Here is an 18,244-nt window from a genome sequence, read left to right on the forward strand (position 1 = left end):
AATATTTAACTAGCATTCATAAAAATGATTGATTAAGCTTAATATAAGATATTAAAAATAATTTTTAGTAACAGTAGATCGTAATTAATTATGATCATTTAAAGTAGGTATATAAGTGCAAAAATATAGCGTTGAGGCACGAAATTTAATGGCTCTTGCCATCCCAGTAGTTATTGCTCAAGTTTCGCAAACAGCAATGGGAGTTGTTGACACCATTATGGCGAGTTCAGTTAGTGTTACTGATATGTCTGCTGTCGCTATAGGAACTTCTATTTGGTTACCGGTAATTTTCTTTGGTCATGGCTTGCTATTAGCCTTAACACCTACAATTGCACAGCTAAATGGTTCTGGACAACATCATCAAATTCCTCACCAGGTACGCCAAGGATTTTGGTTAGCCTTATTAATTTCTATATTAATTATGGCAATAATGTATAATAGTTATCATATTATTTATCAGATGGATAATATTGATCCTATATTAGCTAAAAAAGCAGTAGGTTTTATTCGTGCTATTATGTGGGGTGCTCCTGGTTATCTATTTTTTCAAGTTTTACGTAATCAGTGTGAAGGATTATCAAAAACAAAACCTGGTATGGTTATTGGTTTTATCGGATTGTTAGTAAATATACCTATTAACTATATTTTTATTTATGGCAAATTTGGGATACTACCATTAGGCGGGGTAGGTTGTGGCGTAGCTACTGCAAGCGTATATTGGCTTATGTTTTTAATGGCACGCTGGTACATCACGCAAGCAGGTTCTCAGAAGGATATTAAATCAAATAAAGGACGTGTTCTTCTTGACTGGCAGGTAATAAAACGTCTAAGTAATCTTGGTTTACCAATTGCACTTGCTTTGTTTTTTGAAGTAACCTTATTTGCTGTAGTTGCTTTATTAGTTTCACCTTTAGGCGTGGTAGCCGTAGCGGGCCATCAGATTGCGCTTAACTTTAGTTCTTTAATGTTTATGTTACCAATGTCGTTAAGTGTTGCCGCAACTATTCTTATTGGTCATAGATTAGGAGAAGGAAAGGTAGCTCAAGCAAAGATTGCAGCTTATACTAGTATCATTGTTGGTTTAATCTTTGCCTCATTAACAGCGTTATTTACTATTATTTTTCGTGAACAGATTGCTTTACTTTATAATAAAGATTCTGCAGTAGTTACTATGGCGTCCCATTTAATGCTATTAGCTGCTATTTATCAAATGTCTGATGCAGTACAAGTAATTGGATGTGGCGTGCTACGAGGTTATAAAGATACGCAATCAATATTTTTTATTACTTTTGTATCTTATTGGTTATTAGGTTTACCTAGTGGTTATATATTAGGATTAACTAATTATTGGTTACCAGCAATGGGGCCTTGTGGTTTTTGGATTGGTTTTGTAATTGGATTAACCTTTGCTGCAATTATGATATTCTGGCGTATTTGTTGGCTACAAAAACAATCTGAAGCGTTTATTTTACAGCGTGTAGCTTATTAGAATCTTATGCTGCAGTTTTACAGGAAGTTTATTAATGAAATAATAGAATAAGTAAAAGTTCATTAATTAAATAGGCTGCTAGTAAAATTACTTAATTATTCTTGAGAATAAAGAATTAGATCGTTAGTATTCATAATGACTAATCCATATTAGTGATGTAGCAATGTTTAGCGCATTCGTAGCTCAGTTGGTTAGAGTACCACCTTGACATGGTGGGGGTCAGTGGTTCAAGTCCACTCGAATGCACCAAGGATTTTATTTTTTATGTAGTTTAATTCTTTATAATCTTAGCTTAATACTAAAGTTTTTTACTTAATTAATCTAAATATTATTAATTCTAATATGCAATGGATATTATCAAAAATAATTTAAATTCTTATTTATTAACTTAAATAAAAATTAGCAGATTAGTTAATATACTATTTGTCTTAACTTATAAAAAATTTGACATGAAAAAGACTAAAATTGTTTGTACAATTGGACCTAAAACTGAATCTGAAATAATGCTAACTAAGTTATTAAATACTGGTATGGATGTAATGCGTTTAAATTTTTCTCACGGTAATCATAAGGAACATAGTAGACGTATTAATAATCTTCGTAAGGTAATGAAAAAAAATAGCAAAAAAGTAGCTATTTTACTTGATACTAAAGGTCCTGAAATTCGTACTATGAAATTAGAAAAAGGGCAAGATGTACCTTTAGTTACGGGACAATATTTTACTTTTACTACTAATAAAAATGTAGTAGGTAATACGCAGATAGTTGCTGTTACTTATGAAGGATTTGCAACTGATCTGAAAGTTGGTAATACGGTGCTAGTTGATGATGGTTTAATTAGGATGGAAGTTATTCAAATAATAGATAATTTTGTCCGATGTCAAGTAAAAAATAATGGCTATTTAGGTGAAAACAAAGGAATCAATTTACCTGGTGTAATTATTAAGTTACCAGCTTTATCAAAAAAAGATGAACGTGATCTACAGTTTGGTTGTAAACAAGGAGTTGATTTTATTGCTGCTTCTTTTATTCGCAAAGGGTCTGATGTAAGAGAAATACGTCAATATTTGCAAGAATATGGTGGTACATATATTCAAATTATTTCAAAAATTGAGAACCAAGAAGGTTTAAATAATTTTGATGAAATTTTAGCAGCATCAGATGGTATAATGGTAGCCCGTGGTGATTTAGGTGTTGAGATTCCACCTGAAGAAGTTATATTTGCACAAAAAATGATGATTAAAAAATGTAATCGTGCACGCAAGGTAGTAATAACTGCAACTCAGATGCTTGATTCAATGATAAAAAATCCACGACCTACTCGTGCGGAAGCTGGTGATGTAGCAAATGCTATTTTAGATGGTACTGATGCAGTAATGTTATCTGGTGAAAGCGCTAAAGGAAGTTACCCTTTAGAATCAGTTGCTATTATGGCGACTATATGTGAACGTACTGATCGAGTCATGAAAAGTCGTATTGAGTCATTAGACGATAAGCTTAATGTAAGCATTACCGAGGCAGTTTGTCGTGGTGCAGTTGAAATGGCTAAAAATTTATCTGCACCTTTAATTGTAGTTGCGACTAAAGGAGGCAAATCAGCTAAATCAGTGCGTAAATACTTTCCACAAGCGTTAATTTTAGCACTAACAACAAATAAACTAACTGCTCGTCAGTTAATATTAACTAAAGGTGTTATGCCACAATATATAAATGAAATTGCTTCTACTGATGATTTTTATCATATTGGTAAAAAAGCTGCTTTAAATAGCGGGCTTGCTAAGCAAAGGGATGTTGTTATTATGGTATCAGGTGCATTAGTAAAAAGTGGTACTACTAATACTTCTTCAGTTCATTCTTTAGAAGAAGATGAAAAAATTTTATAATAAAAAATTTTATGTAGTACTTATAGTATCAAATAAAGATAAACTTAATTTAAACTATTATTAACTATTTTAGTATAATTTAACATAACTTTAGATTATTTAATTACACTAATAGTATTTTATTTAATACATGTTAGCTTGATAACTATCATTATTATGATATCTTTTAGTATTAAAAAATTTTTTTTTATTTTTTAAGTAATATTAAATTTAAATAAATTTTACTAATCCTAAGTAATCTATATCTATTACTATTCTAATAGTAAGATATATTTATACATAAAGCTCTTGAATAATCTAAAATCATAATATTTTTTATTAAAAATAGTTATATAGGTAATTAATTTGCTTTTTTATCAATGATTACTAGTTTTTAAGTTATATCTTTTTTCTAAATAAAACTCTTTATGTTTTTGTCAGTTTAAACGGTATTTAGTAGTCTTAATAAACATATACTAATACTTTATATTACTTTTTAATACATAATTATTACTTATCTTATAATTTTAGTTAATAAAAAAATAACTATGACTCTATCGTAAATACTTGAGGATTATTAATGAATAATTATCTAAACACAATCTAAATTTTAATTATTATATTTATTTATACTCATCTAATGTATTAAAAAATTGTATTATACTTTCATGAAAGTATTAGTTTTCAAAGATATCTAATATTAAGCAATAAATTATTAATAGATTCTTTATGAGTTAAGACTTAGATATTATAGTAAAAAATGTATAAATTTATTACAATATTAATTGTGTTAATAATACTTATTATATAGATTAGGTTTATTATTATAGAATTATAGATAAAAACTAAAATTAGTTAAACACTAATATTTTATTAATTTATTAGCCAATATATTCTAAACCTTTCATATAAGATCGTAATACCTGTGGAACTTTAATACAACCATCAGCTTGCTGGTAATTTTCTAGTACTGCTACCAGAGTACGTCCTACTGCTAATCCAGAACCATTTAATGTATGGATTAGATGAGATTTCATATTATTTTTTTTACGATAACGCGCCTGCATACGACGTGCTTGAAAATCACCCATATTAGAACAGGATGAAATTTCTCGATACATATTTTGGGCAGGTAACCAAACTTCTAAATCGTAAGTTTTACAGGAATTTACGCCCATATCTCCTGTGCAAAGTAATATTTTACGATAAGGTAACTCTAATAATTGCAAAACTTTTTCAGCGTGGTAGGTTAATTCTTCTAATGCTATCATAGATTCTGCTGGATTAACAATCTGTACTAATTCTACTTTATCAAACTGATGCATACGGATTAAACCTCTAGTATCACGACCATAAGAACCCGCTTCAGAACGAAAACAAGCAGTATATGCAGTCATTTTTAATGGTAAAGCTATTTCTTCTAAAATTTCATTACGCACTAAATTAGTCAATGGTACCTCTGCTGTTGGAATTAATGCATAATCACTCTTTCCATCTTCTGTCCAAGCTTTGCTATAAAATAGGTCATGACCAAATTTAGGAAGTTGTCCTGTCCCAAAAAGAGTTGTATGATTAACTAGATAAGGAACGTAAATTTCTTGGTAACCATGTTCTTTGCTAGTGTGTAGATCTAACATAAATTGTGATAAAGCACGATGCAGAAGGGCTATTTGCCCTTTCATAACTACAAAACGTGTTCCTGTTAATTTAACAGCAGCAGCAAAATCTAGTCCACCCATTATATTACCTAATTCAACATGATCTCTAACCTTAAAATTATACTTATAGGGTTTACCCCAACGGCTAATTTCTTTATTATATTTTTTATCTTTACCATCAGGCACTGAATCATCAGGTAGATTAGGAAGTGATAAAGCAATATCAGATATATTTTTTTGTAATTGCTTAAGTTCTATTTTAGCCTTATTTAGTTGTATACTTAAATTATTCATTTCAAGGCATAATAATTTAATATCTTCACCACGTAATTTAGCAGCAGCAATTAATTTTGAATCCAAATTACGTTTTGCTTCTAAATTTTCTTTTTTAACCTGCAAATACTTACGTTGTTCTTCTTGTATCCGTAATAAATTAATATCAAGTTTAAAGCCTCTGCGAGCTAGTTTCTCAGCAACTTTATCTAGATTATTACGCAGCATATTAGGATCTAGCATTATTTATCCTATTGTTTTAGCTCTAAAAATAGAGATATATTTTTAAGTTATTGGTAATATTTACCAAATTATTTTTGTCTTATTAAACTAATAATGTCAATATGTTAATTTTTTAGTAATCTACCTTTTAATAGCGCTAACTTAAATAAAATAATTATAAATAAATATTATGTGTATAGCCTTTAGGTAAGTGTTATTAATCTTTTTAGAGATAATCAATACTATATTCACAATAAAGATCCCATATAAGATAAAATATTTTATTAACTTTTATTAAAATTATAAACTTTATTAATTACAAGCAGCGCATATCATTCTATTTATTGGCGCTGATCGTCTAATGTTGCGCTCTTTGGTAAATTAAATTTAAATTTATTAGTATTAATGTTATTATTTGATTGTTCTTTAAAAAAATAAGTATTTTGTTGACCGTCTTGTTCAATAATAGAAAAAGTTTTAATAACTCCGTTAGCCGTTACTGTAATCTTAAATTGTTTTAGGTTACTATTGGGTGTTTTAGGGATTAATTTAAAATTATCATTTTGTTGTTTAATATTATATTGTTGCCAATCAGAGGAGTTATTGCGTATAATTAACATGAATGGTGTATTATTTATTGTATCTTTTAACCAATTTACGGTTACTTGTTCGATAAATGGATTATAAAACCATAAATTTTCTCCATCAGAAATTAATACGTTTTTATCCGGTAATATCATCTGACAATTAAAAAAATTTGGACGTTTTATCCATAATTCTCCCTTTCCATGTTGCATTATTGTACCTTCAGCGCTAGTTATTTGTTGTGAAAAAGTAGCATGAAAACTAGTTATTTTATTTAGACGTATTTGTAAATCTTGAGTAGTCATAGCAAAAATAGGTATAATAACTAGGGTATATAAAAAAAAAATAATACCTAAGAACCAAATATATAATTTTTGTATAATATATAATATATTCATAATTTTATTGCACCTCTTCATTAAAGAGTAATTCTAGTTCTTTAGTATTATTAATTCCTGCATTAGTATTTTTATTAGTTAAGGATGTTATATTCAAATCAGTAATAACATTAACTAATGGTATCGTAGTAAGAATATAAGATATATAGTAGTGGTACGCATTTTTTATACTGAGTCCATGATTAGTTATTCTATTTTAGGAAATAAGGTGTCTATTAGTTAGATTATTAGAGTATTACAAAAAATTATTAATAAGTTTATGTCAAGTTTCTTATAACTAATAATGATCTAAGGAATTAAAATTTAATAATATTAATATCAAATATATTTATAAGTAACTACTATAATAAGTATTAAATTAATTAATAGTTATCTAAGATTAAGTTTTTAACATTATTGTTTTTAATATAAATTATTATTAGAAAAATAATAAACCTAAATTAATTTTATTTAATTACTATACTTTAATGTTGTATTATAAGTAGCTTTAGATTGTATATAATTAGGCTTAATATTTAGCTCAAATAAAATATTAAACTTTTATCTATACTTGTTAAGGTATCAGAAATTTAATTACTATTAAGATATACATAGTTAATAACATTGTATTTTAAACAAAATAAAATCTAATAAAAAAGTACTAAGAACTATAGTTTTTATAATAATATTTTTGTTAGTATTTATGCTCTTAGTTTTAATATAAGAATTTTTATTTGTATATCATCACAAAAATTTTTTGTAAACTAACCAATAATTCTAGTCTTTAAATGTACCTTTAGTAAATTTTTATAACGCTATCCTTAAATCTAAAGTTACTAATTTATAATTATGCTAAATTATGTACTAAATTATTGTATATAATAAATATTTGGTGCTTTACTTTAAATAAGGTTAATGCTAAAAATTATAGATTTATAAAAATATATGAAGTAATTTTTGTTTTATTATAGAAAAATTCTATAATACTATTCATTTGTTAGTAACAAGCTATATAGAATATAAAGATATATGAATTAAATAATTTATGTAAAATAACAATTAATAATTAGATTCTTTTCTTACTAAGTGGCTAGTGATTTTTAAATATTATAAAATACTATCTTTTATAATATTTAATTTTTACCAGTATAAATCTTCATCGTAGACTTTTTATATTATTTTAATACGCCTTTTTAAATATAACATCTACTGCGTATTTCATCATATATACAATATAAATTTCAATGTAATTATCTTTAATAAAGTAAATAATTTTCTTATTTTTATCAATTTATCTTGTAGTAAGCTGATGTAATAATAATTTAAACTATTCTTCTTTTTATAACTTACTCTTTTAGTAATGTATTTTAAGAAGTAATATGATATAATCTAATATTTTATGTACTATAATTTTGTATATTTTTAATTAAGTTAATGAGATTGATATGTTAGATAATAACCAGAAAAAAGTTATTGTTGGTATGTCTGGTGGTGTTGATTCTTCTGTTTCCGCATATCTATTACAGCAACAGGGATATCAAGTTGCTGGTCTATTTATGAAAAATTGGGAAGAAGATGATAACCAAGAATATTGTGCAGCAACAAAGGATCTTCAAGATGCACAAGCAGTATGTAATAAATTAGGCATTAAATTACATACTGTTAATTTTTCTGCAGAATATTGGGATAATGTTTTCACTTTATTCTTAAAAGAGTATCAAATAGGACGCACACCAAATCCAGATATTTTATGTAATAAAGAAATTAAATTTAATACATTTTTGATATTTGCTACCGAAGATTTAGGTGCAGATTATATTGCAACAGGTCATTATGTGCGTCATAAACAAGATATTAATGGTAAGAGTTACCTACTCCGAGGTTTAGATAATAACAAAGATCAAAGCTATTTTCTTTATACACTTAGTCAATCCCAAATAGTAAAAAGTCTATTTCCACTAGGTGAACTAAAAAAACTTACTGTGCGCCGTATTGCTGAGCAACAAGGTTTAGCAACAGCAAAAAAGAAAGATTCAACCGGTATTTGTTTTATTGGTAAACGTAAATTCCGAAATTTTCTTCGTCGATATCTGCCTATTCAGCCCGGTCCGATTGTTAGCGTGAATGGAAAAAATCTTGGGAGACACGAAGGATTAATGTATCATACCCTAGGTCAACGTAAAGGTTTAAGGATTGGTGGGATCCAAAAAGGAAATAAAGATCCTTGGTATGTTGTAGATAAAAATATTGCTGAAAATATTTTGCTGGTGGCACAAGGACAACAACACCCACGTTTAATGTCACAGGGATTTATTATTCAACAGTTACATTTAATAAATCCTCAACCTTTGATTACGCCATTGCGTTGCACAGTAAAAATTCGCTATCGTCAACAAGATATCCCCTGTACTATAATGCCTAAACCTATCATTAAATCAAAGGTTACTAAGCCTTATATTACTAATTCATACGATACTCAAATACAGGGCATACAAGATATTGATGTTTATTTTGATTACCCTGTTGCAGCTGTAACACCGGGTCAATCTGCTGTTTTTTATCAAGGTGAAATTTGCCTTGGTGGCAGTATTATTAAAGAACGTTTACAGGAATAATCGTGGTAAAAAATTATTATGACATCACCTTAGCGTTATCGGGTCTTTGTCAGTCTATACGTTTAGTTCAACAGTTGGCTTATGAAGGCATATGTGATAAAGATGCTTTGCATGCTTCATTAAATAGTTTATTGCAAATTGACCCTCCTTCCACTCTTGCTGTCTATGGTAATAATGATGTTGCACTTAAAATCGGATTAGAAACTTTACAATGTATATTAAATATAAATCATCAACCCCTATCTACTGAACTTATTCGCTATGCTCTTGGTATTATGGTGCTTGAACGAAAATTAAGCACTAATAAATCTGCGCTAAATATTTTAGGGGGACGTATTTCCCAACTTGATCGACAATTAGCACATTTTAATCTTGGTACTGATGTTATGTTTAGTTTGCTAGCATCAATTTATACTGATGTTATTAGTCCACTTGGTGCTCGAATTCAAGTTCTTGGTAATCCTGATAAGTTAAAAAATCAATTAGTCCAAGATAAAATACGTGCAACTTTATTAGCTGGTATACGTTCTGCAGTTCTTTGGAAACAGCGCGGCGGAGGTCGTTGGCAGTTAATGTTTTCTCGTCATCACTTGCTTAAGCAGATACAAAGCATTCTTGCTCGTTGTTAAGATGGAATTTTACAAAACTGCTGTTACTAATTATGATTAGGAGTACCTATAATGAAATTATCCCCATTAACTGCTATATCTCCGCTTGATGGGCGTTATAATAATAAAGTAAGTGCATTACGTAAAATTTTCAGTGAATTTGGTTTACTAAAATTTAGAGTACAAGTTGAAATCTATTGGTTAAAAAAATTAGCATCTTGTAAAGAAATTAAAGAAGTACCTGATTTTGATAAGAAAATTAATGATAATCTTGAAAGTATTATTAAAAATTTCAACGAACAAGATGCTTTAGATATTAAAAATTTTGAAAAAACAACAAATCACGATCTAAAAGCTGTTGAGTATTTTTTAAAAAAGAAAATAAATACTATCCCAGCATTACAGAGTGTGTCTGAATTTATCCATTTCGCTTGTACTTCTGAAGATATTAATAATTTATCCCATGCCTTAATGTTACATAATGCTCGTACTGATAAAATCGTGCCTATGTGGAAAGAAATTATTACTACAATTACCTTACTAGCAAAACAATATCGCACAATACCTCTTCTATCACGTACACATGGTCAACCAGCTACCCCCTCTACCTTTGGTAAAGAATTTGCTAATGTTGTCTACCGTATGCAGCGACAGCTTAATCAACTAAAAAAAGTAGAAATTCTAGGAAAAATAAATGGTGCTGTCGGTAACTATAATGCACATATTATAGCTTATCCAAATATTGATTGGCATAAATTTAGTAATGAATTTGTAACATCTCTTGGTATTAATTGGAATCCTTATACCACGCAAATTGAACCACATGATTACATTGCTGAATTATTTGACTGTATTATCCGTTTTAATATAATTTTAATCGATTTTAATCGTGATATTTGGGGTTACATCGCCCTTAATTATTTTAAACAAAAAACTATTAAGAATGAAATAGGCTCATCAACTATGCCTCATAAAGTCAATCCGATTGATTTTGAAAATTCTGAAGGTAATTTAGGATTAGCTAATGCTATATTAGGTCATTTAGCTAATAAATTACCCATATCACGCTGGCAACGTGATTTAACAGATTCAACTGTATTACGTAACCTAGGTGTTGGCTTAGGTTATGCTCTAATTGCTTATCAAGCAACATTAAAAGGTATTAGTACGTTAGAAATAAATGAGATTTATATACAAAAAGAATTAAATAATAACTGGGAAGTTTTAGCTGAACCAATTCAAACCGTAATGCGTCGTTATGCTATCGCTAATTCTTATGAAAAATTAAAAGAATTAACTCGTGGCAAAAAAATAGGAAACACCAATATTAAACAATTTATTGAAAATTTAGCACTACCTGAAGAAGAAAAGGCACGTCTAAAGGAAATGACACCAGCTAATTATATTGGACGCGCAGTTATTTTTGTTGATGAACTTAATCCTTAAATTCAAGTGGTTATAAATAAAAAGTAAATTAATTTAATAAAATTATTATTATTTATACTAAATAATAGATGATAAAAAACGACTTTTCTTTTACTATTTATCAATTAATTACTTATTATTATTTAGTTTTTTATGATTTTAAATCAATGTATTTTACTCAATCTACTGTTATTTTCGAGACAATAACTTTAGAGTTCTCATAATTAGTTACTATACTATTTAATTAAATCAGCTAATTGTGTATAATTAGCTGATCTTAATAATATAGCAATAATTTTAAATTTAATGTTTAATATGTAAATAATTTATCTATTCTAATGTTTATTAGATATAAGTAGATTAAATAAAATTTAAATATAAATAATTTAGTTCTTAATTTTATCTACTAAAATAATAAAAATTATTTTTAATAATATGATAAAAAATATGCTTAAGTGCTATATAGATCTATAATTTAATAAAAAATATTCTATATAAATCTTTTTTAGAACATTAAAGAGGTATAGTTACAAAACATATTGCTTAATATATTATTAAAATATTAGTAATTATTTAAGAATAATTTTAATAAGATTAAATCTTATATCTAGAATAACCTAGACACAAATAATCGAAAACATAATTAACCTAATATTATTAGGTATAATAAACAGCCTTTACTGAAGCTATCAAAAAAGATAACCAAGTAGCATCATTACTAATAATAAAAATATATTTAAGATATAAGATTAAACTTAAAAATAATTATTTAATAATACATCTATAACTAGTTCTATATCTATAATAATTAAAAACAATAGTAATAATATTAAAGATGTCTATTAAATAGAAAATAGGTAATTATTTTAATTATTAATGCAGAAACGATAATATTACAATATAAATGACATTAAACAACAATGCTAATAAAATAAACCTCTTACTTAACTTTTTTATGATATATAAACAAAATTATATAATAATAATTTTTATGTACTTATATTTATGTAGTAGTTATTTTATATTTTATAAAAAATTTAATTAGGTAGTAATTATATTAAAAAACTACTTAATTTTAGCTTCTTTATATAATACGTGTCGACGGACAGTTATAGTAGGATCAAATTTCCTTAATTCTAATTTTTTTGACTTAGTACGTTTATTTTTTGTAGTAGTATAAAAATGCCCAGTACCAGCAGAAGAAATTAGTTTAATTTTTTCACGAGTATTTTTAGCCATAATTTAGCTCCTTAATATTTTTTTCAAAAATTTTCTTTGTGGAATTAGAAAGAATACCAAGGTTAATTAAAACTGTTTCAATACCTTTTTTATCAATAACCCGCATACCTTTAGTAGATACACGTAAAGTAACAAAGCGTTTTTCTTGTTCAACCCAAAAACGATGACGATGTAAGTTAGGCAAAAATCGTCGCTTAGTAGCATTCATTGCATGAGAGCGTTTATTACCACTCATAGGGCGTTTGCCGGTAAGTTGACAGATTTTAGACATATTTATTTCTCCAAAAATCAAACTAGATTACGCCTAATATTTTAGGGATATCACATCTTATTTAGGTTTATAGCAGGACTTTTACGAAAAACTTAAGGCTACTTAAAAACCAAAGATTACTAAAACTAATTTTTTTATTAGTAATATAGATCCTGATTAGAAATCATCCTCAATCTTCATATATTTTACCACATATACTTAGTCTACTATACTTTAATATATACTCTTTACATTATAATTTTGTAAAAATTTAATTAAATAAGAAATAGTTAATAAATTAAAATACCTAAAATAATTCCTTTATATTAAAACTAGAATTTTTAAAATTTACATAGTATACGCCTGATAATATCAACACTCAATCTTTAAAACATTTAATATTCTTATAAAATATCAAAAATATTTTTATATATAACTATATTCAGTAATATAATATTCTATCCTGATAGGTAGTTACAAACTATAATTAATATTATTACATTAAATTTAATATTCTCTATGTAATTACTCGTAGACAAACTTTTATACTATAAATAATATTAGCAAATAATTTTTCATAGGAAATATACGATGCTAGTTATTAAGAGATATTACTAAAAATTTTATAATTATAATAAAAATTATATATTTTTTTAAAACTCTCATTTATCTAATTTATTAGATTATAAATTACTATAGTTAGATTATATCTTAATTCAAACCATTATTACCTATTTTGATAATAATCTAATATAACTTTAGATTATTTAATTATACTAATAATAATTCTTATCTAATATATGCTAGCTTAATAATTTATCATTATTAGGTTATCTTTTAGGGCTAAAAAATTCTTTTCTTTATTTTTTAAGTAATATTAAGTTTAAATAAATTTTACTAGTCTTAAACAATCTATGTTTATCACTATTTTAATTGTAAGATATATTTACATATAAAACCTTTGAATAACCTAAAATTATAATATCCTTCATTAATAATATTTATTAGTAATGTTACTAAGTATACGCTAATACTATATATTATTTTTTAATATATACTATTATCTGTCTTATAGTTTTAGCTAACGGAAAAATAACTACGATACTTTTGTAAATGTTTAAGAATTATAGTAAATAATCATCTAAACATAACCTAGTTTTAACTATTATTATTTATTTATACTTATATACTATATTGAATATTTTTATTATTTTTAAGCTAAATTGTATCTGTTACTAATTAAGTGACGATTTTGCTTTTGGTGTCTTTATTTATTGTTTTATATTATATAGAAATTTTTTCTTGTTTAGAAGATTATTGGCAATACTTACATAAGAGTAAAAATATTGATTTTTAAAAGAAATATGTTATAAATATCCATAGATAATTTTAATATTACATGGTATACTTTCTTTTACTAAAAAGAAAAAGTAGAAACTTATTAGTTCTAACATTTTAAAATCTATGTATAATTAGATTTTTTATTATTATTTTTAAATACAAAGTTTTTTTAAAATTAACATATATTAGGCTATTTAACTAATCAAATTCTATAACTAGTTTTTTAGTTATTGTTAATACGTATAATCCTAATATTTTAGTATATAAAAATAGCTAATAATTCTATATCAGTTAGTGTTATTATTTTAAATTTTAGAAATTTTTTCGAGATAGTATAAAGCTAAATTATCTCCACATCTATAATTTTTATATGCTATATATAATATTATTCAGTATTTTTAAGATCTTTTAATACTATATTTAATTAATAGTGATATACAAAGTACTTATATATTTATTTTTCTTCTTTAATAAAGAAAACTATAGTAATAAGATTTATAGGTAACTATACCGGTTTATTAATAAACATATTATATTTATAATAGTTAAAGAATTATTGCTTATAAATGTCTAAATTTAGATGTTAGTTGTATTATAGGAAGTTAAGGATTATACTTTTACTAATAATTTTTCAATCAAACTAAAAAATAGAAATAAAGTATATTAAATTCTAAATAACCTGATTTTATTATATCGCTAACTAATATTAATTTACTAATACTTATTACTTTCCGTAGTATGATAAATAATCTATTAAAAATATTTTTTAGTTATTTTTGTTTTTATTTTAGTTATCCTACAATAAATTAATAGATTTAGCATGCATACTAAATGTTAATTAGACTAATTTATAAGTCTATTAAGTTGCATGACTTTACTATAGGAATAGGTAATAACAGTTAAATTTATAACAATATTAATTTTAGTTAAATGTTTCAATGTTATAAAAAGGTTACTTTAGTATTAAGTTATTTTAATAAGTAACGCTTAGAAAATTAAATATTATAGTTATTGCCAAACTAATATATAAGCACTTGACTATAGTATATTACATTAGTAACTAAAGTTTAGAAAAAATATTTTACTATTACTCAAGCAATAGTAAAATATTTAGTAAAGGCAATATTTATTACTAGGTGATACATTTATTGGTATTGTCAAGTATAAAATATATTAATGTGATTAATATATTAAAAAATACAGCATTACTATTTATTATATTAAATATAGTATTAGATAAAAAAATTAAAAAATAGAATAAAAAGTTATGCTAAAAAATAATTAAAAATTATAAATGCTATTGCTAGTATAGTAGTAATAGTAAATAATTGTCTATTTATTATTAAAATTAATAATATAGAAGAATATAATTAACAAAAAATTAGTATAAAAAGTTTAGATCTTATTTATACTTATAGTATTTTTTAAAAATAGATTTAAAAAATAATACTAATACATTCTATCTTTTATCAGTTATCATTATTAAATAAAATTGTTAGCAACTATGAAAAAAAAAATTGATATTAAGATTATAGATCCTAGAATAGGTAAAGAATTTCCTTTGCCAAAATATGCAACTTCCGGCTCAGCTGGACTAGATTTAAGAGCTTGCTTGTATGAAGCATTAGATTTAGCACCAGGAAAAACTACTTTATTATCAACTGGATTAGCGATTTATATTAATGATAGTAACTTAACTGCTATGATTTTACCTCGCTCTGGATTAGGTCACAAGAATGGAATTGTTTTAGGTAATCTAGTAGGATTAATTGACTCAGATTATCAAGGACAATTAATGATATCTATATGGAATCGTAGTGAAAAAATTTTTACTATTAAACCTGGTGATCGTGTTGCTCAAATAGTATTAGTACCTGTAGTACAGGTTGAGCTTAATATTGTTAAAGAATTTATTAATAGCGAACGCGGTACTAATGGTTTTGGTCATTCAGGGTACCAATAAACTATGTTTCTTATAAAGTTATAATTTATGATAAGAAATTAATATATTTAAGACATCACTAACTGTAGTCCACACGTATAAATATAAAAATTACGAGTATTATGTAACGCTAAATTAATGCTATATAGCTTATAATAATAGAAATCTTTTTAGTAAAATAATATGAGTTATAATATTAGTTTGAATAATTTTTGATTTAATTTATTTAGATTATTATAAGTGCGTCACAAACCAATTAAAGGTTGTATATTAACAGTATGTTAAAGAAGGTTTTTATTCTATTATATAATATTTATAATAAGTAATAGTTTAGCGTGATATAAATTAGTAATAACATACCCTACAAGTAATATCAAATACTCATTATACTATAATATACTTTCTCGTAATGTTAATATTATGTTTAGATAGTAACGTACTAATATTACGATATATTAATAAATACTATTTAGATCAATATCATAGCATGTAATTTTTTATTATATATTACTAGTCTATTTACTATTAATAAATATATTAAATGTAATGAATATTACAAATTTTATTTATATTAATAAATAATATCTAATTTAATTAGTCCATATCTATATTATCTAAAATATCTTAGAGTAATTTATAAAAAATTACTTTCAGCAAAAGAAGTATTAAGTACTACTACAGTAGAGCTATATAAAGTTTATTATATTACTAACATTAAAATATATAAACCATAATTTATTAATATTTAATTAGGCATTATAACTATAATTATAGTAATAATTATATCTACTAAAACTAATAAATTATTAATTATATATAAATTTACAGTATGCACATTGATATTTTCTTCTGTATTATAATAAAACATTTAGAAAAAGATAAGATTAATAAAAAATTAGTAATAATAACTATTAGTAAGTAATATTATTAGTAAATATTATTACCTATTAAGTATAGATAAATAAAAATATAGCGTATATTTTTATTTATCTATGTAGAGTAAACAATAATAATCATAGGTAATTAATATTATTACATCAACTATTATAGATCTTTAATTCTTAATTATACTAGAAAACTAGGTAAAAAATTACTTTTAATTTCTAAAACTATAAGAAAGATTTTTGAATATAAAACTATTAATAAATTATTTATTAAAAATGTCTGTAAAAAAATAAAAATTATCTATTATTATGTAATATTTTACATTATTTATTTATAATAAATAAATTTTTTATTATTTAGTAAAATTACTACGGATTATTAATTATTTATCTATATTAGTATTTTACCTTTATCAATAATAAGATCTCTAAGATCAGTTAATATTTATTAAATTAAAAAATAAAAATAAGATTGCTAGTATATATTAAAGTAATGCTTCGAAAAATATCAATATTACATAAAAAATTATTAAAATAATCTTTTTAGACTAACATGCAATTTAATTATTTGTTATATGGCATAGATATAATATTATTCTAGTAATTAGGTGCTTCCTAATATGACCTAAATAGTATATAACTAGCATAAATAACTAATATAAAAAATATAAAACTTAAAGTTATTAACAAAAATTATAACTATAAACTTTATTACTTATTATAAAGTTACTTTAGAATAACACCTTCTAATTAATTATATTTCTTTTAAAAATCAATATTTTTACTCTTATGTAAGTATTGCCAATAATCTTCTAAACAAGAAAAAATTTCTATATAATATAAAACAATAAATAAAGACACCAAAAGCAAAATCGTCACTTAATTAGTAACAGATACAATTTAGCTTAAAAATAATAAAAATATTCAATATAGTATATAAGTATAAATAAATAATAATAGTTAAAACTAGGTTATGTTTAGATGATTATTTACTATAATTCTTAAACATTTACAAAAGTATCGTAGTTATTTTTCCGTTAGCTAAAACTATAAGACAGATAATAGTATATATTAAAAAATAATATATAGTATTAGCGTATACTTAGTAACATTACTAATAAATATTATTAATGAAGGATATTATAATTTTAGGTTATTCAAAGGTTTTATATGTAAATATATCTTACAATTAAAATAGTGATAAACATAGATTGTTTAAGACTAGTAAAATTTATTTAAACTTAATATTACTTAAAAAATAAAGAAAAGAATTTTTTAGCCCTAAAAGATAACCTAATAATGATAAATTATTAAGCTAGCATATATTAGATAAGAATTATTATTAGTATAATTAAATAATCTAAAGTTATATTAGATTATTATCAAAATAGGTAATAATGGTTTGAATTAAGATATAATCTAACTATAGTAATTTATAATCTAATAAATTAGATAAATGAGAGTTTTGAAAGAG

The 18,244-nt window shown here is 24.5% G+C and carries 10 protein-coding genes and 1 tRNA gene; 7 read left to right on the forward strand and 4 right to left on the reverse strand.

Annotated features, from left to right (window positions below):
* The first annotated feature begins 115 nt into the window (after positions 1 to 115).
* The 3 genes from AB4W73_RS00435 (at position 116) to pykF (ending at position 3,372) form a co-directional block, all read left to right on the forward strand.
* Positions 116 to 1,489: an MATE family efflux transporter gene (locus AB4W73_RS00435; protein WP_367680504.1), complete on the forward strand. Its 1,374-nt coding sequence runs from the start codon at positions 116 to 118 to the stop codon at positions 1,487 to 1,489.
* A gap of 172 nt (positions 1,490 to 1,661) precedes the next feature.
* Positions 1,662 to 1,738, forward strand: a tRNA-Val gene (locus AB4W73_RS00440).
* Positions 1,739 to 1,938: 200 nt separating this feature from the next.
* Complete coding sequence (gene pykF, locus AB4W73_RS00445; protein WP_367680505.1) at positions 1,939 to 3,372, forward strand: pyruvate kinase PykF; 1,434 nt, start codon at positions 1,939 to 1,941, stop codon at positions 3,370 to 3,372.
* A gap of 860 nt (positions 3,373 to 4,232) precedes the next feature.
* Here pykF and serS read toward each other — a convergent pair.
* A complete protein-coding gene (gene serS / locus AB4W73_RS00450; protein ID WP_367680506.1) occupies positions 4,233 to 5,525 on the reverse strand; it encodes a serine--tRNA ligase in 1,293 nt (430 codons plus the stop codon).
* Between the two features lie 320 nt (positions 5,526 to 5,845).
* Entirely contained in the window at positions 5,846 to 6,487 is a 642-nt protein-coding gene (gene lolA / locus AB4W73_RS00455; protein WP_367680507.1) for an outer membrane lipoprotein chaperone LolA, read from the reverse strand.
* A gap of 1,424 nt (positions 6,488 to 7,911) precedes the next feature.
* Between lolA and mnmA the strand changes: the two genes are divergently transcribed.
* Genes mnmA through purB form a run of 3 tightly spaced genes read left to right on the forward strand, consistent with a single transcriptional unit; the run spans position 7,912 to position 11,135 of the window.
* A complete protein-coding gene (mnmA, locus tag AB4W73_RS00460; protein WP_367680508.1) occupies positions 7,912 to 9,081 on the forward strand; it encodes a tRNA 2-thiouridine(34) synthase MnmA in 1,170 nt (389 codons plus the stop codon).
* 2 nt (positions 9,082 to 9,083) lie between these two features.
* A complete protein-coding gene (gene hflD / locus AB4W73_RS00465; RefSeq protein WP_367680509.1) occupies positions 9,084 to 9,710 on the forward strand; it encodes a high frequency lysogenization protein HflD in 627 nt (208 codons plus the stop codon).
* Between the two features lie 51 nt (positions 9,711 to 9,761).
* Positions 9,762 to 11,135, forward strand: coding sequence for an adenylosuccinate lyase (gene purB / locus AB4W73_RS00470; RefSeq protein WP_367680510.1), 1,374 nt, complete (start codon positions 9,762 to 9,764; stop codon positions 11,133 to 11,135).
* Between the two features lie 1,044 nt (positions 11,136 to 12,179).
* On the opposite strand, the gene rpmG is transcribed toward purB, so the two are convergent.
* Positions 12,180 to 12,353: a 50S ribosomal protein L33 gene (gene rpmG / locus AB4W73_RS00475; protein WP_367680511.1), complete on the reverse strand. Its 174-nt coding sequence runs from the start codon at positions 12,351 to 12,353 to the stop codon at positions 12,180 to 12,182.
* The gene (gene rpmB, locus AB4W73_RS00480; RefSeq protein WP_367680512.1) at positions 12,346 to 12,624 is read right to left on the reverse strand and encodes a 50S ribosomal protein L28; all 279 of its coding nucleotides are present in this window, start codon (positions 12,622 to 12,624) and stop codon (positions 12,346 to 12,348) included. Before rpmB ends, rpmG begins: the two co-directional genes overlap by 8 nt.
* Positions 12,625 to 15,448: 2,824 nt before the next feature.
* Between rpmB and dut the strand changes: the two genes are divergently transcribed.
* Positions 15,449 to 15,907: a dUTP diphosphatase gene (gene dut / locus AB4W73_RS00485; RefSeq protein WP_367680513.1), complete on the forward strand. Its 459-nt coding sequence runs from the start codon at positions 15,449 to 15,451 to the stop codon at positions 15,905 to 15,907.
* Positions 15,908 to 18,244: the final 2,337 nt, after the last annotated feature.

This window comes from Candidatus Fukatsuia anoeciicola (assembly GCF_964059965.1).
Classification (GTDB): domain Bacteria; phylum Pseudomonadota; class Gammaproteobacteria; order Enterobacterales; family Enterobacteriaceae; genus Fukatsuia; species Fukatsuia anoeciicola.

Bases quoted from the DNA above. Each gene is read 5' to 3' on its own strand.
- pykF (WP_367680505.1), top strand. From the start codon at position 1,939: ATGAAAAAGACTAAAATTGTTTGTACAATTGGACCTAAAACTGAATCT.
- serS (WP_367680506.1), bottom strand. From the start codon at position 5,525: ATGCTAGATCCTAATATGCTGCGTAATAATCTAGATAAAGTTGCTGAG.
- lolA (WP_367680507.1), bottom strand. From the start codon at position 6,487: ATGAATATATTATATATTATACAAAAATTATATATTTGGTTCTTAGGT.
- mnmA (WP_367680508.1), top strand. From the start codon at position 7,912: ATGTTAGATAATAACCAGAAAAAAGTTATTGTTGGTATGTCTGGTGGT.
- purB (WP_367680510.1), top strand. From the start codon at position 9,762: ATGAAATTATCCCCATTAACTGCTATATCTCCGCTTGATGGGCGTTAT.
- rpmG (WP_367680511.1), bottom strand. From the start codon at position 12,353: ATGGCTAAAAATACTCGTGAAAAAATTAAACTAATTTCTTCTGCTGGT.
- rpmB (WP_367680512.1), bottom strand. From the start codon at position 12,624: ATGTCTAAAATCTGTCAACTTACCGGCAAACGCCCTATGAGTGGTAAT.
- dut (WP_367680513.1), top strand. From the start codon at position 15,449: ATGAAAAAAAAAATTGATATTAAGATTATAGATCCTAGAATAGGTAAA.